18 protein-coding genes and 2 tRNA genes are annotated in these 21,127 nt (G+C 72.1%); 17 read left to right on the top strand and 3 right to left on the bottom strand.

The features are described from left to right. The first annotated feature begins 24 nt into the window (after window positions 1-24). Window positions 25-618: a hypothetical protein gene (locus GTY67_RS09420; protein WP_161278364.1), complete on the top strand. Its 594-nt coding sequence runs from the start codon at window positions 25-27 to the stop codon at window positions 616-618. A 233-nt stretch (window positions 619-851) separates the two neighbouring features. Beyond that, window positions 852-2,024 carry a hypothetical protein gene (locus GTY67_RS09415; RefSeq protein WP_161278363.1) on the top strand — a complete coding sequence of 391 codons (1,173 nt, stop codon included), beginning with the start codon at window positions 852-854 and terminating at the stop codon, window positions 2,022-2,024. Here the strand turns inward: GTY67_RS09415 and GTY67_RS09410 are convergent. Beyond that, entirely contained in the window at window positions 1,942-3,078 is a 1,137-nt protein-coding gene (locus GTY67_RS09410) for a M48 family metallopeptidase (protein WP_161278362.1), read from the bottom strand. The genes GTY67_RS09415 and GTY67_RS09410 overlap by 83 nt on opposite strands. 111 nt (window positions 3,079-3,189) lie before the next feature. Here GTY67_RS09410 and GTY67_RS34490 point away from each other — a divergent pair, with 111 nt between their 5' ends. The 10 genes from GTY67_RS34490 (at window position 3,190) to GTY67_RS09370 (ending at window position 8,287) form a co-directional block, all read left to right on the top strand. Then, window positions 3,190-3,342 carry a hypothetical protein gene (locus GTY67_RS34490; protein WP_176727573.1) on the top strand — a complete coding sequence of 51 codons (153 nt, stop codon included), beginning with the start codon at window positions 3,190-3,192 and terminating at the stop codon, window positions 3,340-3,342. 84 nt (window positions 3,343-3,426) lie between these two features. Further along, window positions 3,427-3,588 carry a hypothetical protein gene (locus tag GTY67_RS34485; RefSeq protein WP_176727574.1) on the top strand — a complete coding sequence of 54 codons (162 nt, stop codon included), beginning with the start codon at window positions 3,427-3,429 and terminating at the stop codon, window positions 3,586-3,588. A gap of 38 nt (window positions 3,589-3,626) precedes the next feature. Further along, the gene (gene nadD, locus GTY67_RS09405) at window positions 3,627-4,244 is read left to right on the top strand and encodes a nicotinate-nucleotide adenylyltransferase (protein WP_093693259.1); all 618 of its coding nucleotides are present in this window, start codon (window positions 3,627-3,629) and stop codon (window positions 4,242-4,244) included. Window positions 4,245-4,263: 19 nt separating this feature from the next. Beyond that, a complete protein-coding gene (locus GTY67_RS09400) occupies window positions 4,264-6,078 on the top strand; it encodes an LCP family protein (RefSeq protein WP_161278361.1) in 1,815 nt (604 codons plus the stop codon). Window positions 6,079-6,216: 138 nt separating this feature from the next. Next, window positions 6,217-6,648: a ribosome silencing factor gene (gene rsfS, locus GTY67_RS09395; protein ID WP_093693261.1), complete on the top strand. Its 432-nt coding sequence runs from the start codon at window positions 6,217-6,219 to the stop codon at window positions 6,646-6,648. Then, entirely contained in the window at window positions 6,645-7,298 is a 654-nt protein-coding gene (locus GTY67_RS09390; RefSeq protein WP_161280013.1) for a histidine phosphatase family protein, read from the top strand. The genes rsfS and GTY67_RS09390 overlap by 4 nt, the downstream gene beginning before the upstream one ends. 139 nt (window positions 7,299-7,437) lie before the next feature. Next, window positions 7,438-7,510: transfer RNA gene (locus GTY67_RS09385), tRNA-Ala, on the top strand. A 130-nt stretch (window positions 7,511-7,640) separates the two neighbouring features. After that, a complete protein-coding gene (locus GTY67_RS34835; protein ID WP_093693263.1) occupies window positions 7,641-7,829 on the top strand; it encodes a hypothetical protein in 189 nt (62 codons plus the stop codon). 3 nt (window positions 7,830-7,832) lie between these two features. Continuing rightward, window positions 7,833-8,066 (top strand): hypothetical protein, encoded by a 234-nt coding sequence (locus tag GTY67_RS09375; protein WP_093693264.1) that lies wholly within the window; start codon window positions 7,833-7,835, stop codon window positions 8,064-8,066. A 148-nt stretch (window positions 8,067-8,214) separates the two neighbouring features. Beyond that, window positions 8,215-8,287, top strand: a tRNA-Ala gene (locus GTY67_RS09370). 66 nt (window positions 8,288-8,353) lie between these two features. On the opposite strand, the gene GTY67_RS09365 is transcribed toward GTY67_RS09370, so the two are convergent. Next, complete coding sequence (locus tag GTY67_RS09365; RefSeq protein WP_161278360.1) at window positions 8,354-9,931, bottom strand: NADH-quinone oxidoreductase subunit NuoF family protein; 1,578 nt, start codon at window positions 9,929-9,931, stop codon at window positions 8,354-8,356. Beyond that, window positions 9,928-11,616, bottom strand: a complete 1,689-nt coding sequence (locus tag GTY67_RS09360; RefSeq protein ID WP_161278359.1) for a hypothetical protein — start codon at window positions 11,614-11,616, stop codon at window positions 9,928-9,930. The genes GTY67_RS09365 and GTY67_RS09360 overlap by 4 nt, the downstream gene beginning before the upstream one ends. Window positions 11,617-12,193: 577 nt before the next feature. On the opposite strand from GTY67_RS09360, the gene leuS reads away from it, so the two are divergent. The 5 genes from leuS to GTY67_RS09335 all read left to right on the top strand — a co-directional run bounded on the left by leuS (window position 12,194) and on the right by GTY67_RS09335 (window position 20,960). Then, window positions 12,194-15,061 (top strand): leucine--tRNA ligase, encoded by a 2,868-nt coding sequence (gene leuS, locus GTY67_RS09355; RefSeq protein ID WP_093693267.1) that lies wholly within the window; start codon window positions 12,194-12,196, stop codon window positions 15,059-15,061. Between the two features lie 150 nt (window positions 15,062-15,211). Next, the gene (locus GTY67_RS09350) at window positions 15,212-15,988 is read left to right on the top strand and encodes a hypothetical protein (protein WP_161278358.1); all 777 of its coding nucleotides are present in this window, start codon (window positions 15,212-15,214) and stop codon (window positions 15,986-15,988) included. Between the two features lie 237 nt (window positions 15,989-16,225). After that, window positions 16,226-17,071: a DegV family protein gene (locus GTY67_RS09345; protein WP_093693269.1), complete on the top strand. Its 846-nt coding sequence runs from the start codon at window positions 16,226-16,228 to the stop codon at window positions 17,069-17,071. A gap of 470 nt (window positions 17,072-17,541) precedes the next feature. Beyond that, window positions 17,542-18,459, top strand: a complete 918-nt coding sequence (locus GTY67_RS09340; RefSeq protein ID WP_237502569.1) for a ComEA family DNA-binding protein — start codon at window positions 17,542-17,544, stop codon at window positions 18,457-18,459. Next, entirely contained in the window at window positions 18,456-20,960 is a 2,505-nt protein-coding gene (locus GTY67_RS09335) for a ComEC/Rec2 family competence protein (protein ID WP_161278357.1), read from the top strand. Before GTY67_RS09340 ends, GTY67_RS09335 begins: the two co-directional genes overlap by 4 nt. The last annotated feature ends 167 nt before the right edge of the window (window positions 20,961-21,127 follow it).

Below are 21,127 nucleotides of genomic sequence, written 5' to 3'. Positions count from 1 at the left end.
GCCCGGCACGGCTACGCTGAATCCGTGCCGGACGACGTGGGGGGCAAGCCGTTCCCGGACGGCGGAGAGCCCGACGACGACCGCGGGGGCGCGGACAAGGACTTCGCCTCCGTGGTGTTCGACGAGGACTTCGTCCGGGCCGCCACCGTCCATGAACCCTCCGCCGTGGAGCGGCTCCTCGCCGCCGCCGAGGCCCGTGCGCAGGCCGACGCCGCCCGGGCCCGCCGCAGCCGCCGCCCCACGGACGGCGAGTACGGCTCGTACGGGCGCTCCAGGGCCCACCACGACCCGCAGGACCTCGACTACGACCCCGACGACGGCGACGATGCCGAACCGGGCCTCTACGGGCAGGGCGGCTACCGGGGCTCCGCCCGTTGGCACCGTCCGGTCGCCTGGCTGCTGGCCCTGGTGATGGGCGTCGGGATGGTCGCCCTCGCCTTCTCCGCCGTCTACCGGGGCGCCTCGGCCAACCGCCAGGACCCGGTGGCGCCCGTGACCAGCGGCGTCGACCAGCCCGGAGCGATCCCGCCGGCCGTCGTGGACGAGTCCGGAGCGCTCCCGCCCGCCGTGGTGGACCGCTCCCGCCCGACGGTCTCCGCCACGCCCTCCGCCCCCTGAGCCGCCCCGCGCCCGTCCCCGCACCGGGCGGCCGGCCGGACCGTCACCCGTACGGCGGTGCCGTGGCCACCACTTCGGCCCCCTCCCAGCGTTTACGTACGCGCCGATCGACCTACTCTGAAGATGTGACCCCTCGCTTCCCGGGGGGCTTCTCGCTGCCGGGCGCCCGGCAGCCGAAGCAGACCGTTGCGCACCGAGCAGACCCGGTGGTGCGGAGATGCGGGAGAGACGTCATGACAGGCCGCTCAGAACCGCCGAACGGCCCGCCCGAGAACCCCGAGGGCGGCGAGGACGAGTACCGCTCTCTCGTCTTCGACGAATCGTTCATCCGCAGCGCCCGCATGCAGGAGTTCTCGGCCCAGGAACGGATGGGCGAGCACGCCCGCGCCGTACGGACCCTGCCGGAGCCGGTGCCCCCGGCCGGCCACGGCTCCAAGGCCGCCATCGTGCTGGTCGTCCTCATCGCCCTGGCCTTCGCCACGGCCGTCTACATCGGCTTCCGCAACCCCTATCCGCAGCCCGTCACCCGACGGGCCGAACCGCTGCGGACCACCGTCGTCCCCCTCGCCCCACGCGGAGCCGTACCCGCCGGATCACCCGAGCGGCTCTACCGGGCCGCCCCGCTCTCCGGCTTCCGGACCGGCGCGGAGGGCATCAACTTCCCTTCCGTACGGCGCACGCAGAACTTCTCCGACAGCCAGATCACCACCGCCCTCGCCACCGTCAAGGACTACCTGGTGGAGTCCTCGCTCAACCCGGACGTCCTCACCGGCCAGGTCCGCCGGCCCGTCGAACAGCTCCTGGACCCCGACCAGCGGGGCCAGTTCGAACGGTCGATGAGCACCCCCGCCGACGACGGGCTCCACGCCGCCACCGGCTGGCTCGTGCGCTTCGACCCGGCCCAGGTGGAGCTCGCGGACCCGAACGTGCGCGTCCAGGGCACCCTCGCGTACGCGGAGGACGGCGCGGGCACCCTGGAGGTCGTCTCGGACCACACCTTCACCTACGCCCTGCGCCCGGCGACAAGTCCCCGCAAGGAGGATGGCGCCTCCCTCTTCACCGTCCGGCGCGAGCTGCACTTCCGCTTCGACCGGGAGGACCTGCGGCTGCACCGGCTGGAGCTGCGCACCGCCCACGTACAGGCCGGGCCGCAGTCCTGCTCGTCCGGCGCGGCGGGGACGCTGCGCCCGCTCCTGGCGGGGGAGCGGGCGGACCACCGGGGCCCCGCGGCCACCGACCCGTACGCCGGGGGCCGGCCCGCCGCGGCGCTCTGCGGGACCCTGGCGCCGCTGGAAGCAGCCCCCGCCGCCCCCGCCGCCGCCCCTACGCCTTCCGGGGCCCCTCCTCAGGCCCCTCAGGCCCCTCATGCCCCTCAGTCCCTCCGGGAGTACCGCCCCCGTCCGTAGCGGAGGTGCCCGCGCCGCCCTTGGCGGCCCCGGCCCCTCCGGTGAACTTGTCGCGCAGCTTGCCGCCCAGGTCCCCGGCGCCCCCGGCGATGTCCCCGACCAGCTTCATCAGCGGGTCCTTGCTGGTGCGCACCGTGTCCGCGTAGTGCGAGGCCGACTCCCGGAACGAATCCGTCACCGAGGCGTCCTTGTCCTCGTCGCGCCGGGGGTAGTGGCCGTCCATGATCCGCTGGAAGTCCCGGGTCTCCGACCACTTCTTCAGCTCGGCGGCCCGCACCGTGGTGAAGGGGTGCGTCCGGGGCAGCACATTGAGGATCTTGAGGACCGAGTCCCGCAGATCCCCGCCCTTCTCGTACTCGTCGGCCTGGGCGAGGAAGGCGTCCACATTCATCTCGTGGAGGTGGTTGCCACCGGCGATCTTCATCAGACCGCGCATCGAAGCCTGGATGTCCTGGCCCACCAGCAGCCCGGCCCGGTCGGCGGAGAGCTCCGACTTGCGGAACCACTCGCGCAGCGCCGTCACGATCGCCATGATCGCCACATTGCCCAGCGGGATCCAGGCGACCTTCACGGCCAGGTTGGTCAGGAACAGCAGGATCGTCCGGTACACCGAGTGACCGGAGAGCGCGTGGCCCACCTCGTGGCCCACCACCGCCCGCATCTCCTCCTCGTCCAGGAGCTCCACCAGGCCGGTGGTGACCACGATGATCGGCTCGTCCATCCCGATGCACATGGCGTTGGGCTGCGGGTCCTGCTTGACGTACATCGGCGGGACCTTCTCCAGGTCCAGGATGTAACAGGCGTCGCGCAGCATGTCGTTGAGGTGGGCGAACTGGGCCTCGCTCACCCGGACGGAGTCGGAGAGGAAGAGCAGCCGCAGACTACGCTCCGGGAGCAGCCCGCTGAGCGCCTTGAACACGGTGTCGAAGCCGGTGAGCCTGCGCAGGGCCACCAGGGCCGAGCGGTCCGCCGGGTGCTCGTAGGCCCGGGAGGAGATCCCGGGAAACCGCCTGCGCGCCCTGCTCGGCACGTTCTCGTGACTGGTGTCGGTCATGGATGGCCCCCTGTTCGTACGAGACGTTGCTCGTCCCCCGGACAAAAACCAGCGTATGCGCTGGCGCTACGGTGTGCGGGGGGCTGTGGATAACTATGAGGAGCGCCCGAAATGCCGCACACCGCCGTACTGCTCGCCGCCGTCTCCGACCAGCAGGGTCCGGGGACCACTCTCCGGATCGTGCTGCTGGCCTCGATCGTCGGAGCGGTGCTGCTCGCCTGGTTCCTGCTGCGTGGATACCGCGACAACGGTGACAACGACTGAGTCGGCGTGAGCGTGCCCGGGGGCCCCGCATACGATGTGCCCGACGTCTTCCTTCCGATTCACGATCGATAGGTCCTGCCGAAGATGAGCCTCACGAGCACCTCGCACCAGCTGGTCACTCTCGCCTCCGGAGGCGAGGGCGGCGGCAACCATGAAAGCCTCAACCCCTACGTCGTCGGCGCCGGCGCCTTCATCGCGCTGATGTTCCTGCTCTGGGTCACCACCCGCTTCAACCGCGACCGCTGAGACAGAGGCGTACAGCTGTGCCAGTAGGCTCTGCACGCATGGGAGAGCAGGAAGTGCCTACCGGCCCCGGCAAACGCCGCATCGGCGTCATGGGCGGGACATTCGACCCGATCCATCATGGACACCTGGTGGCGGCCAGTGAAGTGGCCGCCCAGTTCCATCTCGACGAGGTCGTGTTCGTCCCGACCGGGCAGCCGTGGCAGAAGAGCCACAAGAAGGTCTCCCCGGCCGAGGACCGCTATCTGATGACGGTCATCGCCACCGCGTCCAACCCGCAGTTCTCGGTCAGCCGCAGTGACATCGACCGTGGCGGACCGACGTACACCATCGATACGCTGCGGGACCTGCGCGAGGTCCACGGCGACGCGGACCTCTTCTTCATCACCGGCGCCGACGCGCTCTCCCAGATCCTCACCTGGCGTGACGCGGAGGAGCTGTTCTCGCTCTCCCACTTCATCGGTGTGACCCGGCCGGGTCACGTGCTCACGGACGACGGTCTCCCCGAGGGCGGCGTCTCCCTCGTGGAGGTGCCCGCGCTGGCGATCTCGTCCACGGACTGCCGTGAGAGGGTCGCGCAGGGGGAGCCGGTCTGGTACCTGGTGCCGGACGGCGTGGTCCGCTACATCGACAAGCGCCAGCTGTACCGCGGCGACTGAGCCACGGAGAGGGGCACCGGTGAACGACCGACAGAACCCGTACGACCACGACCCGTACTACCAGCAGCCGCAGATCATCGGCTACGACGAGTACGGGCAGCCGGTGTACCAGCAGCAGGGCGGGCAGCAGTACGACCCCTACGCCACCCAGCAGGGCCAGGGGCAGGGGCAGAACCAGGCCCAGGACACGGGGTACGGATACGACCCGTACGGCCAGACCCAGCAGCCCCAGGCCTATGACCCTTACGCGGGGCAGCAGCAGGACCAGGGCGGCCAAGGCGCCGACCAGGGCTACGGCCAGGGCACCGACCAGGGCTACGGGCAGGGCCAGGGACAGGCGCAGAGCCAGGGTTACGGCTACGGGGGCTACACCGACTACGGCTACGCCACCGGGCAGCAGCCCGCCGCCGTCGACACCGATCAGTGGAACATCCCGCAGCAGGGCACCGCCCCCGCACCCGAACAGGCGCCGCAGCAGACCCCCCGGCAGGCCCCGCAGCCCCCGCGCGAGCAGGCCCCCGAGCCGGAGCCGGCGGCTGATGCGGACCCGGCCGTCCCCGGGCAGCGCGCCCCCGCTCCGGACTACCGCACCGAGCAGTTCTCGTTCATCGAGGAGCCCGACGAGGACTCCGAAGACGTCATCGACTGGCTGAAGTTCACCGAGAGCCGCAGCGAGCGGCGCGAGGAAGCACGGCGCAAGGGCCGCAACCGGATCATCGCCCTGATCGTCGTCGCCGCGCTCGTGGTCGTCGGCGGCGTCGGGTACCTCTGGTCCGCCGACATGCTCCCCGGCCTCTCCGGCCCGGAGGAGAAGAAGTCCGTCGCCGTCGGCGCGCAGCAGCGCGATGTGATCGTCGTACACCTGCACAACACCAAGAAGGGCGGCACGTCGACAGCCCTGCTCGTCGACAACGCCACCACGAAGCAGGGCACCACCATCCTGCTGCCGAACACCCTCGCCGTCGCCGGTGATGACGGGTCCACCACCACGCTGGGCAAGTCCGTCGACGACGACGGCAGGACCGGCACCCGGGAGTCGATCGAAACCCTCCTGGGCACCAAGATCAGCGGCACCTGGCGGCTGGACACCCCGTACCTGGAGATCCTGGTCGAGCAGGTCGGCAACATCGAGATGGACACCGACATCGATGTGCCCGACGCCAAGAAGGGCGCCGCGCCCTTGGTGAAGAAGGGGGAGGCGCAGACGCTCAGCGGCCCGATGGCCGTCGCGTACGCCACCTACCTCGCACCCGGGGAGGCCGAGGCCAAGCAGCTGGCGCGGTTCGGCGAGGTCATGCGCGCGGTGCTGCGCAAGATCTCGGAGGACCCCAAGGCGGCGACCGTCACCGTGGAGACGCTGGCGCAGGTCCTGGACCCGTCGCTGCCGGAGAAGGACCTCGGGGCCTCGCTCGCCAAGCTGGCCTCGCGGGCCAAGGTCGGCGACTACAAGACGGCGATGCTGCCGGTCCAGGACGACGGCACCCTCACCGACGCGGCCACCCGCAGCGTCGTCAAGGACATCCTCGGCGGCACGGTGAAGGCTCCGGAGGAGGGCGCGCCCCTGAGGGTCGCCGTCCGCAACGCCACCGGGAACGCACGCGCCGGGGAGTCCGCCCGGATCACGCTGGTCAACGGCGGCTACGCGTTCGTGGACAGCGGCAAGGCCGACGTGGAGGCCGAGTCCGTCGTGATCTACCGGAGCGCCGAGGACAAGGAGAAGGCCTCGGAGGTCGCCAAGACGCTGGGGCTGTCCGCCGGTGCCGTGAAGAAGGGCGAGCCGGCCGCCAACGCGGACGTGTCCGCGGTGCTCGGCCAGAACTACAAGACGAAGTAGCCGGGGCGAGAGCTGGCAGGATTAAGTAGCCGGGGCCGTACGACCGGCTGTTCAGCGGCGTATTTCGTCGGCGGGAGGGGTTGTCGGCGGTCCGTGAGACCCTAGAGGTTGCATCCGACCGCCGACGAAAGCCTGCATGTGACCGCCACGGACCGCTCCATCGAGCTCATCAACGCCGCCGCTCAGGCGGCCGCCGACCGGCTCGCGCACGACATCATCGCCTACGACGTCAGCGATGTGCTGTCGATCACCGACGCCTTCCTGCTGGCCTCGGCCCCCAACGACCGTCAGGTCAAGTCGATCGTCGACGAGATCGAGGAGAAGCTCCAGAAGGAGCTCGGCGCCAAGCCGGTGCGCCGTGAGGGCGACCGCGACGCCCGCTGGATCCTCCTCGACTACGTCGACATCGTCATCCACGTCCAGCACAGCGAGGAGCGCGTCTTCTACGCGCTGGAGCGCCTGTGGAAGGACTGCCCGGAGATTGCCCTCCCCGAGGACGCGATCAGGACCCGTGGCAAGGCCGAGGAGCACGCACAGCTCAACGGCAGCACGGAAGGTGACCAGAGCTGAACGGCAGTCGCAGCGGCAGGGGCCGCAGGATCGTCCTCTGGCGTCACGGCCAGACCGCGTGGAACCTGGAGCGCCGCTTCCAGGGCTCCACGGACATCGAGCTGACCGAGGAGGGCGTCGGGCAGGCCCGTCGGGCCGCCCGGCTGCTCGCCTCGCTGAAGCCCGATGCCGTCGTCGCCTCCGATCTCCGGCGGGCGGCGGCCACGGCCGCCGAGCTCGCGGCCGTCACCGGCCTCACGGTGGCCCATGACGCCGCGCTCCGTGAGACGTACGCGGGCGCCTGGCAGGGGCTGACGCATGTGGAGATCGTGGAGCGGTACGGCGAGCAGTACGCGGCGTGGAAGCGCGGCGAGCCCGTGCGCAGGGGCGGCGGCGAGCTGGAGACCGAGGTCGCCGACCGGGCCGCACCGGTCGTCCTGGAGCACGCCGAGAAGCTGCCCGCCGACGGCACCCTCGTCGTGGTCAGCCACGGCGGCACGATCAGGACGACGATCGGCCGTCTCCTCGGCCTGGAGGCGCACCACTGGGAAGGGCTCGGCGGGCTCACCAACTGCTGCTGGTCCGTCCTGGGCGAGGGCGCGCGCGGCTGGCGCCTGCTGGAGCACAACGCCGGCACCCTGCCGGAACCGGTGCTCGGCGACGACGACTAGGGCCCCTCGGACCCCGCTCGCGGGGCCGTCCCGCAGGCCGTCTCCGGGCGTCCACGGCCGGATTTCACTTTCCGGCAGGTCACAGGCTAAAGTTCTTCTTGTTCGCAGCGCGGAAACGCAGGGAAACACAGCGGACAGCGGGGCTATAGCTCAGTTGGTAGAGCGCCTGCATGGCATGCAGGAGGTCAGGAGTTCAATTCTCCTTAGCTCCACAATCAGGATCCCGTCCCCGTCTGGGGGCGGGATCTTCTGCATAGGGCGTGAAGCGGGCTGACCCCCTTGCGGGGTCATGGCAGAATCGGAGCGCCGGAGGGGGCGACGGACCGATCGGGAGGGAGCGCGATGCCTGCGAGTCGCGAACGCGTCCCCGACCTGCCCCTTGTCGCCACCTCGTCCCCCGGCCCCGTAACGTCCGAAGATCGATCCCGGCTCGGCTGTCCGTCCTGCGGTTCGTCCCACGTGGCCCAAGTCCTGGGCGACAACGGAGGGGTCTCCTACGTGTGTACGGCCTGCGGCCACAGCTGGAGCTGACTGATGGGTGCACACAGGCGTAAGTGCGACTGGTGCGGCAGCGGTACGCCCATTGTCAGGGACATGGACCCGATCAACTCCGAATACCAGTACTGGTGCGAGGAATGTGCCCGGGCGCTGATCATAAAAGGCGACCCCATCGAGACCTACCGGGAGCTCGAGGGGGAGCCGATCTACGGGCGGCTCCTGGAGGAGCACTGCACCCTCAAGCGCTTCTACTCCTTCGCCACGGCGTGATCCTCCGGGCCTCTGACCTGCGACGGACGGTTCAACGTCCGGGATAATTCGGGCATATGAGTGCATAGCGGAAACGATTTGGTGAAGCACCGGGGAGACCGTGTAATGTTCTCGATGTCGCCAAGGGGAACCGGGCGGCAAGCAGCAAGGGGCTATAGCTCAGTTGGTAGAGCGCCTGCATGGCATGCAGGAGGTCAGGAGTTCAATTCTCCTTAGCTCCACAAGTTCCACATGAAGAAGCGGGCCACCCGGATCGGGTGGCCCGCTTCTTCCGTCGTGGTGCCCGGTCAGCCGCGTCCGCTGCCCAGGGCCCGCCGGTTGACGGCGGGCAGCGCGGGCCGCTGCTCGGCGGCCGGCTGCTCCATGCGGAGCGCCAGCGCGGGGCAGCGCCGTACGGCCCGCTGGGCGCGTCCGCGCAGATGCATCGGGACCGAGGCGTCCGCCACCGCCGGATAGCCGTCGGGGCCCAGTCTGATGAGCTCGGGGACGATGTCCGCGCAGAGGCCGTGGCCCTGGCAGAGCGTCCAGTCCACCGCCAGCTTCTCGCCGCTCGGAATCGACTCCTCCACGTCCTGGTAGCCGGAGGAGGGCAGCGGCAGCACACCGAGCGTCTCGCGGCCGCAGCCGCCGTCCAGGACATGGGCGGCGAGGTCGTCGGTGAACGCCGACAGCGTCGACATGTAGAACCGCGCCGAACCGTCCGGGTGCTTGCACGCCCCCCGGCCCTTCACGGCCTGGGCCACCTCACGCAGGGCCTCCAGCGCGGCGGGCCCGCCGCCGTTCAGCACATCAGAGAGACCGCCCGCCGCGGCGGGGAGCCCCAGCTTGCACGGGCCGCACTGCCCGGCGGTCTCGGCGGCCAGCCAGTTCGCGATCCGCAGGGACTCGCCGAGCGGGCAGGTCTCCGGACCGATCGGCAGGATCGCGCCCGCGCCGAGCGCGCCGCCGACGTTGGCCAGGGACTCGCGGGAGATGACCGCGTTGTGGGAGGCGACCGCGTCGATCCAGTTGCCGTGGTAGCCGCCCGTCAGGACCCCCTGGGGCAGCGGCGGCGCTCCGGCCAGCTGGAGGATGTACCGCAGCGGCACCCCGGTCGGCACCTCGATGACCATGGGCCGCGTCACGGCACCGGAGACGGTGAGCAGGACGGTGCCCGGTTCGCCCGGCAGTCCGGTGTGCCCGTAGCGGCGGGGGCCGATCCGCGCGGCGACGGCGAGCTGGGCGTACGTCTCCGCGTTGGACAGCAGGGTCGGGGCACCGCCGACCCCGGTCTCCGCCGCCCGCTCGCGCCGGCCCGGGGGCATGGCGGGGCCGCCGTTGGCCGCGCGGATCACCGAGGACGCCTCGCCGGAGACCATCCGCTCCGGGGTGCGCACCACCCGGGCGCGCAGCTGCTGGCCGCGCCGGTCGGAGAGGCCGCGCTCGGCCAGGGCCGCGCGTACGGAGACCTCGGTGGAGTTACGGGTGACGGCGACGACCAGCGTGCGCGCGCCGAGCGCCTCGGCGGCCAGCAGGGCGCCGTCCAGGATCAGGTGCGGGGCGCGGTTGAGCAGGACGGTGTCCTTGCGGCAGGCGGGCTCGCCCTCGCTCCCGTTGATCACGACGACGGGGCGCACCCCGCGCCGGATGGACGCCTTCGCCACCGCCCGCATCTTCTTCCCGAACGGGAACCCTGCGCCGCCCCGCCCGCGCAGGGATATCGCCTCGGCCAGTTCCGCCAGCCGCTCGCCGGTCATCGGTTCGAGAGGCCCGTGCACCTTCAGGTGCATGGCGAGGTCGAGCCGCTCCACCAGGTCGAAGCCGGTGGTCAGTTGAGGCAGGCCGACGACGCGGACCTCGGGAACATCGGGGAGGGGGTCGTTCACGGTCGGTCTCCTGCGGGTGCGTGCCACGGTTCGCCGGCCGGGGGCGCGGAGAACGGTCCGGCCGGCGGCTCGGCGCCGGTGCCGGTGGTGGGCGTGTTGTAAGTGGCTGTGTCGAAGGGGTCGGCCGCGGGGGCGGCCTTGTACGGGGACTCGTAGGTGGGTGCGTAAGCGGATTCGCGGGTGGCTCCGTACGAGGCTCCGGGCGTGGCCTCGTACGCGGCTTCATAGGAAGCGGCTTCGTACGTGGCTTCGTAGGAAGGGGAGGGGGCGCTGGGGCTCGGGGCGCTACCGGTCGTGGCGTCGCCATAAGAAGGCGTCGCGTCAGCTGTGCCGTACGAGGGTGTGCTGTAAGGAGGCGTGGTGTGGAGCGGTGACGCGTACAGGGGTGGTTCCTGCGGGGGCGCGTAGGTGTGCTCGGCTCCCTGGGGGCGGTGATGGGCCTGTGCGGGCGGTGCGGGGGACGGGGCGGGCCATCTGGCACCCGGTGGGCGTGCGGAGTTGCCGGCCTGCGAGACGGCCCGGTACCCGGCCGATATTCCCGGCCCGCCTGTCACCCCGATCCCGGGCCCGCCTGTCACCCCGATGCCCGGCCCGCCCGTCGGCCCGATGCCCGGCCCGCTCGTCGGACCGTCGGCGAGCCGGTCGGAGCTGCGCGGCGGCGGTTCGTACGCCGGGGGCTGGACCCCGTACAGCAATTCGGTCGGCGCCTCGTGCGGGGAGTGCGTTCCGTGCGTGGAGAGCGGGTCGGGCAGGGGGCGGGTCTCGTCCAGTGAGTGGAGCGATCCGGACAGCGGTACGGGCGGGGGCACCGGCGGAGGCAGCGGCGCCGACAGGGTGCGCGGGCGCACCGGAGTGCCCCGCACCTCCCGGTCCGGCTCGCTCCACCCTGCCGGGTCTCCCGAGGGCGGCTCGCGGCCAGGCCCGCGCTCCGTACCCGGCCGCGAGGACCCGCGCAGCACCGGGTCCGGCGCGTCGAAGTCCGCCTCCGGGCTCATCAAGGCGCTGATCCGGTCGGTGATCCGGCGCTTCGTCGGGCCGGGCAGCAGCCGCAGGCACAGGGCGCCCGCGACGGCGGTGAGGCAGAGGCTGTACATCACGACGACCCAGGTGGCGGGCGCCCGGCCCGCGTACAGGCCGTGGATCAGCGCGGCACACCAGGCCGGATAGGCCAAGGCGTGCAGGGCCCGCCACCGCCCCGCGATCCCGCCCGCCTCCCGGGGGGAGCCCAGCGACTGCCCCAGCCGGGTGGCCGTGGCGGAGGGCTGGGCGAACGCGCTGCGCATCGCGCCGGTCGCGGCCGTGACGACCATCAGCAGTCCGGCTAGCGAGCCGAAGCCGATCAGCCCCGCCGTGCCCGTGACTCCGAGGCCGAAGGGTATGAGGGCGCCGATCAAGGACACGTGGCCGAGGGCGATCTTCACGGTGCCGTGCAGCAGCAGGAAGCCGAGCGCGGCGATGGCCGTGGCGCGGTGGATGCCCTGGCAGACGATTCGCTGCCGGGTCGAGAGGAACAGCCGGTCGGTGGCCAGCAGGCCCCAGGCGACGGCAGCGCTGAGCGACACCAGCGACAGGACGCCGGTGGTGAAATCGAGGGTGGCGCGGAAGCCGTCGCTCCCTGCGACGGCGAGCAGGGGGACGAAAACCAGGGCGGTGACAGTCAGGCCGCCCTGTACAGGCCGACTCATTCCGGGGCTCATGGTGGGGGATACGCGGATCTTGCGATGAGGGTTCATGGGGGCGACTCCGAATAGTTCGGCAAAGCGGTCCCGTTGCCGCATGCTAGGGCGCCCCATACCAACCAATACGGGCTTTGCTCGGTTGCCCCGATAGAAGTCGGTACGCCGAGTAACATCCGCTTCCCGGCCGTTCCCGCAGCCAGGCGAGTCGCCCCAGGACTCCGCGGAAAGCCCACCGGAAGCCCGCCGAACACACACCGCGCGCCCACGGGAACATCACGCGTCAACTACTGAGGGCGACGAATGAGCAGGTAGGGATCGGCCCCCGGAGCAGCTGGGAACCGGCTCGCGGAGCCGATGGGGGCCGGCCCCTGCGCACGCTGTCCGCCCACCGGTCGCTCCCCGCTCCCTTCCGGGCACGTGCGGTACCCTGACGCCATGCGTGCCGTACGCCTTCTGCTTAGCGAGCCGCGCTGAACAGTCCCGACCGGTGAGAACGCCTGGTCGGAGTCAGCGCGGCGTCCCCTCCTGTGCGAGGGGATTTTTCGTTTCCCGGCAGATGACGATCGATGGAGCTTTGAGGATCATGAGCGAGACGAATTCCGCAGCCGAGACGGCCGCGCCGCACCGCTACACGGCGGCGATGGCCGCCGACATCGAGGCACGCTGGCAGGACTTCTGGGACGCGGAGGGGACGTACGAGGCACCGAACCCCACCGGTGACCTGGCGGGCGACCCGGAGCTGGCCGCCAAGCCGAAGAAGTTCATCATGGACATGTTCCCGTACCCCTCGGGTGCGGGGCTGCACGTCGGACACCCGCTGGGCTACATCGCCACCGATGTCTACGCCCGCCACCAGCGGATGACCGGCCACAACGTGCTGCACACCCTGGGCTTCGACGCGTTCGGCCTGCCCGCCGAGCAGTACGCGGTCCAGACGGGCACCCACCCGCGGGTCTCCACCGAGGCCAACATGGAGAACATGAAGGTCCAGCTGCGCCGGCTGGGTCTGGGCCACGACAACCGCCGCTCGTTCGCGACGATCGAGGCCGACTATTACAAGTGGACGCAGTGGATCTTCCTGCAGATCTTCAACTCCTGGTACGACACCGAGGCCGACCGGGCCCGCCCGATCGGCGAGTTGGTGGAGCAGTTCGAGAGCGGCACCCGGGCGACCCCCGACGGCCGTGAGTGGAGCGCGCTGAGCGCCGCCGAACGCGCCGACCTGCTGGGCCGGTACCGCCTGGCGTACGCCTCCGACGCGCCCGTCAACTGGGCGCCCGGCCTGGGCACCGTGCTGGCCAACGAGGAGGTCACCGCCGACGGCCGTTCCGAGCGCGGCAACTTCCCCGTCTTCAAGGCCAAGCTGCGCCAGTGGAACATGCGCATCACCGCCTACGCCGACCGGCTGCTGAACGACCTGGACGGGCTGGACTGGCCCGAGGCCATCAAGCTCCAGCAGCGCAACTGGATCGGCCGCTCCGAGGGCGCCCGCGTCGAGTTCCCGGTCGACACCGCCGGTGGCATCACCGTCTTCACCACCCGTCAGGACACCCTGTTCGGCGCCACCTACATGGTGCTGGCGCCCGAGCACGACCTGGTGGAGCGGATCATCCCGGCCGCCTGGCCCGAGGGAACGCACCCGGTGTGGACCGGTGGCCACGCCAGCCCGGCCGAGGCCGTCACCGCGTACCGCAAGCAGGCCGCCGCCAAGTCCGACGTGGAGCGGCAGGCCGAGGCCAAGGACAAGACCGGTGTCTTCACCGGCGCGTACGCGACCAACCCGGTCAGCGGCGAGAAGGTCCCCGTCTTCATCGCGGACTACGTCCTGATGGGGTACGGCACCGGCGCGATCATGGCCGTACCGGCGCACGACGCGCGCGACTTCGCCTTCGCGCGCGCCTTCGAGCTGCCGATGCGCTGTGTCGTCCAGCCCTCGGACGACCGCGGCACCGACCCCGCCACCTGGGACGACGCCTTCAGCTCGTACGACGCGAAGCTGGTCAACTCCGCCAACGACGAGATCTCGTTGGACGGCCTGGGCGTCGTCGAGGCCAAGGCGAAGATCACCGACTGGCTCCAGGAGCACGGTGTCGGTGAGGGCACCGTCAACTTCCGGCTGCGCGACTGGCTGTTCAGCCGCCAGCGCTACTGGGGCGAGCCCTTCCCGATCGTGTACGACGAGGAGGGCATCGCCCACCCGCTGCCCGAGTCGATGCTGCCGCTGGAGCTGCCGGAGGTCGAGGACTACTCGCCGCGCACCTTCGATCCGGAGGACGCCGACACCCAGCCCGAGACCCCGCTGTCGCGCAACGCGGACTGGGTCAACGTGACGCTGGACCTGGGCGACGGCCCGAAGAAGTACCGCCGCGAGACCAACACCATGCCCAACTGGGCCGGTTCCTGCTGGTACGAGCTGCGCTACCTGGACCCGACCAACGACCGGCAGCTGGTCGACCCGGCGATCGAGCAGTACTGGATGGGCCCGCGCGAGGGCCAGCCCACCGGCGGTGTCGACCTGTACGTCGGCGGTGCCGAGCACGCCGTGCTGCACCTGCTGTACGCGCGGTTCTGGTCCAAGGTGCTGCACGACCTGGGCCACATCTCGTCCGCCGAGCCGTTCCACAAGCTGTACAACCAGGGCATGATCCAGGCCTTCGTCTACCGCGACGCCCGGGGCATCGCCGTCCCCGCCGCCGAGGTGGAGGAGCGCGACGGCGCCTTCTACCACGAGGGCGAAAAGGTCAGCCGCGTCCTGGGGAAGATGGGCAAGTCCCTGAAGAACGCGGTCACGCCGGACGAGATCTGCGCCGAGTACGGTGCGGACACCCTGCGTCTGTACGAGATGGCGATGGGCCCGCTGGATGTGTCGCGCCCCTGGGACACGCGTGCCGTGGTCGGCCAGTACCGGCTGCTGCAACGGCTGTGGCGCAACGTGGTCGACGAGGAGACCGGTGAGGTCACCGTCGTCGACACCGAGCCCGGTGAGGACACCCTGAGGGCCCTGCACAAGGCCATCGACGGGGTCGGCCAGGATCTGGAGGGGATGCGGTTCAACACCGCCATCGCCAAGATCACCGAGCTGAACAACCACCTGACGAAGGCGGGCGGCCCGCTGCCGCGGTCCGTGGCCGAGCGGCTGGTCCTGCTGATCGCCCCGCTGGCCCCGCACATCGCGGAGGAGCTGTGGCGCCGGCTGGGCCACACCGACTCCGTCGTCCACCAGGACTTCCCGGTGGCCGACCCGGCGTACGTCGTCGACGAGACCGTCACCTGCGTCGTCCAGATCAAGGGCAAGGTCCGGGCCCGCCTGGAGATCTCGCCCTCCATCACGGACGAGGAGCTGGAGGCGCTGGCCCTGGCGGACGAGGCGGTCGTCGCGGCGCTGGGCGGCGCCGGGATCCGCAAGGTGATCGTGCGGGCGCCGAAGCTGGTGAACATCGTCCCCGCGTGACGGCCGCTGTATGTAGGCGCTGTACGTAGTTAGGGCCATCCCCTACGGGCAGGTTGGGGGTTCCGATGGAACCCTCGGCCTGCCCGTTCCGTTTACGGTGGAGGGGAGCGACCGCTACCGGCAGCCGCATCGAGACACCGAGGGGCATTCATGGAAGCCGCGATCACGATCTTGGCGCTGCTCTTCGTCGCGTTCATCGCCTTGGGCGTCTATGTGACCGTGAAAGCCGTCGGTGCGGCCAAGCGGGGCGTGGACCGCACGATCACCCAGGCCCGTCGCACGGTGGAGGACACCACGCTCCGGGCCAAGAGCTTCGGCCAGCCCGGCGTCACGGGTGAGCTGGCACAGCTCCGGCTCGCCCTGCGCACCTCGATGCGCGCCACCCAGGACGCCTTGCACGCCGGTGTGGCGGAGGACTCCTCGCTCGCCGAGTCGGTGGGCCTCTTCCGGCGGCTGAGCGCCCACGGCCTGGAGCTGGACGACGAGCTGAAGCGGCTGGAGCGTGAGCCGGACCGGGCGACGGTCGCCGGTCTGCTGCCGCAGCTGCGCGAGCGGACGCAGCGGATCACGCACTCGGCGGACTCACTGCGCTGGGCGGCCCGGGACCGGGCGCGCCAGTTCGCCGACGACGACCTGGACGCGCTGAACGCGCAGATCGACATCGAGGCGGGAGCCCTGCGGCACTGGACCACGGAGGAGCAGTCCGGGACCTCGCAGGGGCGGTCGGGTGCCGGGGCGGCGCGGGGACGCGACGCCGGGGTGGAGTGGCCCGAGCCGGCCGCCGCCGGGGCCAGCAGCAGTACGGCGGACGAGTCCTGGGGCGGACCGGCCCGCGAGGAGGCCCCGCAGGCGATCACGGCACCGGACCCGCACCTGCGGACGAGGTACCCGTGGCAGAAGTCGGCAAGGCCGGAGACCACCAACTGAGGGTGGGGCCGGGCGAAGGCGTCCGGCCGAACGGGGCTGTCCGGTGCCGGTCGGGCTTTTGGGCGGGTGCGGCGGTGGCCGGTGCGGGTGCGGGTGCCGGTGCCAGTGGCGGTGGCCAATGGCGGTGGCCAATGGCGGTGGCTAATGGTGACAGGACGCGTTCCGAAGTGACCAGGAATGATCACAGAGCCGGGGCCGGGCTCCCGCACTCCGACCTCGGCGGGTAACCTCCGGCTCATGTCCCGCCATGTCGCTATCGTCACTGATTCAACGGCCTACCTGCCGCGCCGGACGATGGAACGGCACGGCATCACCGCGGTGCCGCTGACCGTCGTCCTGGGCGATCAGGCGCTGGAGGAGGGCACGGAGATCTCGGCCCGCTCGCTCGCCCTGGCCCTGCAGAAACGCCACTCCGTGACCACCTCCCGCCCCAGCCCCGAGGTCTTCGCCGCGACCTACCGGGCGGCGGCCGAGGGCGGAGCCGACGCGGTGGTCTCCCTGCACCTGTCGGCGGAGTTCTCGGGCACGTACGACGCCGCGCTGCTCGCGGCGAAGGACGCCCCGATCCCGGTACGTGTCGTGGACACCGGCATGGTCGCCATGGCCCTGGGCTTCTGCGCGCTCGCGGCCGCGGAGAGCGCGGAGGCGGGCAGCGGCCTGGACGAGGTCGTGGCGGCGGCGGAGAAGCGGGCCGCCGGAACATCCGCTTATTTCTATGTCGACACGTTGGACTACCTCCGCCGGGGAGGCCGCATCGGCACGGCCCAGGCGCTGCTGGGCTCCGCGCTCGCGGTGAAGCCGATCCTCCAACTCGACGGCGGCCGGATCGAGATGCTGGAGAAGGTGCGCACGGCGTCCAAGGCCATCGCCCGCCTGGAGGAGATCGTCGCCGAGCGGGCCGGTGAGGCGGCGGTGGACATCGCCGTCCACCACCTAGCCGCGCCGGAGCGGGCGGAGCGCCTGGCCGAGCGGCTGCGGGAGCGGGTTCCGGGCCTGGCCGACCTCCACGTCAGCGAGGTGGGCGCGGTGATCGGGGCGCACACGGGACCGGGGCTGCTCGGCGTGGTGATCTCGCCGCGTTGACGGCGCGGGTGCCCTCGTACGAGTGACGGGGATATCCACAACTGGCCGGTTGTCCACAGGAATCGGGGCTGTTCAGCAGGTTCGGGCGGTTGTGCCTAACGTCGTGAGGCATGGCCCTTCGAACCTCTCGGGTGTCGATGCCCGACGCCCCGTCCGCTGCCCCTGTCGCTGACCACTCGTCCGCCGCTCCACCTCCCGTCGCTTCTCCACCTCTGATCCCGGCTCCCCTCCCGCCTCCGGTCCCGCATGCGGCGTCGGCTTCCGGCGGTGAGGCTGCCGGGGTGGCGGCCGCTGCCGAGCGTGCTCCGGCGGCGGGGCGCCGGGTGCGGCACGGACCCGGCGGCCGTCCGAGCGGCCGGGCCGGGGTACGTCCCGGTGCTCGGCCGGGTGCCCGTCATGGCAGGCAGGGGTCCGCGCGAGGCCGTGCCGCCCTTGCCGCGGCGGCCGCGAGACGCCGGGCGGACGCGCTGATGGCGGGTGGGACGGGCCCGGGCGTGGTTGCTGAGCCGAGCGTGGGTGTGGGTCTTGCGCCAGAGCCGGGCCCGGGTGTGGTCCTTGAGCCCGGCCCGACCCTGAAGACGTACCCCCTGCCCGACGACCGGGCGGGGGAGGCCGCCCAGGCGCCTGTGCGTGGGTGGGCGGGGAACGTCGTGTCGGGGCTCTGGGACCGGGTGCCGCTGTGGGTGCGGCTCAGGTGGGGGCTGGCGCCACGGACGCTCGCGGCACTGGCCTTGGTGCTGCTGGTGGCCGTAGGCCTCGCCGCCTTCCACTTCTGGTCCGTGCGTCCGCAAGGGGTGCGTGCACCCGAGACGGTGGAGGCAGGGGCTGCGACGGCGGCCGAGGATCCGTTACGGGCCGGAGGCGCGGACCCGGCGCCCCGGCCGGTCGCGGGCGCACCGCCTACCCCTCCGCCCGAACCGGCGGGGGAGATCGTGGTGGATGTCAGCGGCAAGGTGCACCGGCCGGGCGTCCGGAGCCTTCCAGCCGGTTCGCGGGTGGCTGACGCGCTCCGGGCGGCGGGCGGTGTGCGTGCCGGGGTCGATGTCTCGGGGCTCAACCGGGCGCGCGTACTCGTGGACGGCGAACAGGTCGCGGTGGGGGTGCCCCAGGCCCCGGCCGCCCTCGGCACGACCGGCGGCACGACCGGCGGGGCGACCGGTGCGGCGGCGGGCGTACCGGGGGCGTCCGGCCCGGCGGCCCTGATGAGCCTGAGCACGGCGACCAAGGAGCAGCTCGAAACCCTGCCGGGGGTCGGGCCGGTGCTGGCGCAGCACATCATCGATCACCGCACGGAGAACGGCGGATTCCGGTCCGTCGACGAGCTCCGGCAGGTCAACGGCATCGGCGACCGCCGGTTCGCCGACCTCCGACCGCTCGTGCAGCCATGAGCAGCCCGGAGGCAGGCGTGGCCGACCGGGACACGGTCACCGCAACGAGCGGTGAGCCGGGGGCGGTTCCGGCGCGGGAGGACAGGCCCACGGATCTGCGGCTCGTCCCGCCGGCTCTGGCGGTCTGGGCGGCCGCGGCTCTGGCGCTCGGGCTGCCGGGGCGCTGGGTGACCGTAGGGGCGGGGGTCTGTGCCGTAGCGGCGATCGTGCTCCTGGCAGCTGCGTCAGCGAGGGGCAGGCGGACCGTCGCGGTGGGAGCCGTGCTGCTCTGCGCGGCGGCGGGCGGCGCCACGGCCGGACTGCACGGCGCCGATGTGCGGCGCGGGCCCGTCCCCGGGCTGGCCCAGGAGCATGCGCGGATCGACGCCGAGGTGCGGCTCACCTCCGACCCCCGGCCGACCCGCCCCGGCGTGCGAGGCAGCCACAGCACCCCGGCCACGCTCCTGATCGGCGCGGACATCACCGAGGTGGCCGCACCGGGCGGCCCCCGCACCCGGGTCCGTACGCCCGTGCTCCTCATGGTCTCGCCCGGAGACGACCGGGCGAGGTGGCAGGATCTCCTGCCCTCCACCCGGCTCCGCGTCGGCGGCCGCCTCTCACCCCCTGCCCACCAGGGCGAACGCCTGGCCGCCGTCCTGCGCGTGGACACCGAAGGGCCACCCCGGATCACCGGACCCCCGACCGTCGTCCAGCGCGTGGCGGGGGAGCTGCGCTTCGGGCTGCGGGAGGCGACGGACGGCCTCGACGCGGACGCGCGGGCGCTGCTGCCGGGGCTGGTGGTCGGAGACACCTCCAGGGTCTCGCCGGAACTCCACGACGCCTTCAAGGCCACCGACCTGACACACCTGTTGGCGGTGTCAGGAGCCAACCTGTCGATCCTTCTCTTCCTTCTCATCGGCCCACCCGGCTCGGCGCTGAACAGTGAAAGGCGAGGCCTGGCACCCAAGTTGGGGATCTCCCTACGGGGGACCGCGCTGCTTGGCGGCGCGCTTACGCTCGCGTTCATCGTCGTCTGCCGTCCCGAGCCGAGCGTTCTGCGCGCGGCGGCCTGCGGCCTGATCACCCTTCTCGCCATCGGGACCGGCCGCCGCAGATCCCTGATCCCCGCCCTGGCGGCGGCCGTTGTGCTCCTGGTGCTGTACGACCCCTGGCTGGCCCGGAGCTACGGGTTCCTGCTGTCCGTCCTGGCCACCGGTGCCCTGCTGACGCTCGCGCCACGGTGGAGTGCGGCGCTGCAACGGCAGGGGATGCCGGTCCGGTTCGCCGAGGTGCTGGCGGCCGCCGCTGCGGCGCAGGCGGTGTGCGCGCCCGTGGTGGTGGTTCTGGCCTCACGGGTGAGCCTGGTGGCGATTCCGTGCAACCTGCTGGCGGAGTTCGCGGTGGCGCCCGCGACGGTGCTGGGGTTCGCGGCGCTGGCCGTGGCGCCGGTCGCCCCGCCGGTGGCCGAACTGCTGGCCCGGGTCGCGGGGTGGCCGGCCGGGTGGATCGCCTCGGTGGCCCGTACGGGGGCGGACCTGCCCGGTGCGGAGGCCCCGTGGCCCGGAGGCTGGGCCGGTGCCGCTCTCCTGGCTCTCCTCACACTCCTGGCCGTGCTGCTCGCCCCTCGGCTGGTACGTCACCCCTGGCTCTGCGCGGCCGCCGCGCTGCTCCTGGTCCTGGTGGTGCTGCGGCCCGTCCCGCTGACCCGGATCGTGACGGGGTGGCCGCCGCCGGACTGGGCGTTCGCGCTGTGCGACGTGGGGCAGGGCGATGCGATGGTGCTGGCCGCCGGGGAGGGCACGGGGGTGGTCGTCGACGCCGGACCCGATCCCCGCTCGGTGGACCGCTGTCTGCGCGATCTCGGTGTCACCCGGGTGCCGCTCGTGATCCTGACCCATTTCCACGCCGACCATGTCCGGGGGCTGCCCGGCGTGCTGCGGGGCAGGGCCGTGGGCGCGGTGCAGACGACGAGCCTCGACGAGCCGCCCGAGCAGGCCGCGTTCGTCCGGCGTACGGCGGCAGCGGCCCAGGTCGCGACGGTGCGGGCGGTACCCGGTGAGCGGCGTCGGGCGGGGCCGCTGGAGTGGCGGGTCCTCTGGCCGCGCGACGGGCCCGGGGGAGCCGGTGCGGTGAAGGGGGCGGGCGGGCCGAACGACTCCAGCGTGACCCTGCACGTACGGGCCGGGGGCGGCCTGACGCTGCTGCTCCTGGGCGACCTCGAACCACCGGCCCAGCAGGGGTTGCTGCACAGCCCGGCGGGGCTGCCGCGGGTGGATGTCCTCAAGGTGGCCCACCACGGCTCGGCCTTCCAGGACGCGGGGCTGCTGGACAGCGTACGGCCGAGGCTCGCGCTCATCTCCTGCGGCGCGGACAACCCGTACGGCCACCCCTCGCCCCGGACCGTGGACGCGCTCAGGGCCGCCGGGGCACGGGTCCTGCGCACCGACACCGACGGGGCCATCGCGGTGACGGGCACGGGCAAGGAGCTGCGGGCGGTGGGCCGTTCAGGAGGGGAGGAGTGACCGGTCGGTGGTGGAGACGACGGAGGGGAGGGGAGGGGCGACCGAGGGCGGTGGCGGGGGCGACGGAGGGGAGGGATGGCCAGTCGGTGGCGGAGGTGACGGAGGGGGGACCGGCCGGTGGCGGGGGGCGAGGGAGGAGGGCCGGACCGGCCAGGTGCCGGAGGGCA

The organism is Streptomyces sp. SID8374 (assembly GCF_009865135.1).
Lineage (GTDB): Bacteria > Actinomycetota > Actinomycetes > Streptomycetales > Streptomycetaceae > Streptomyces.
The sequence above is the reverse complement of the archived record's forward strand: the minus strand, read 5'-3'. Positions and strand labels throughout refer to the sequence as shown.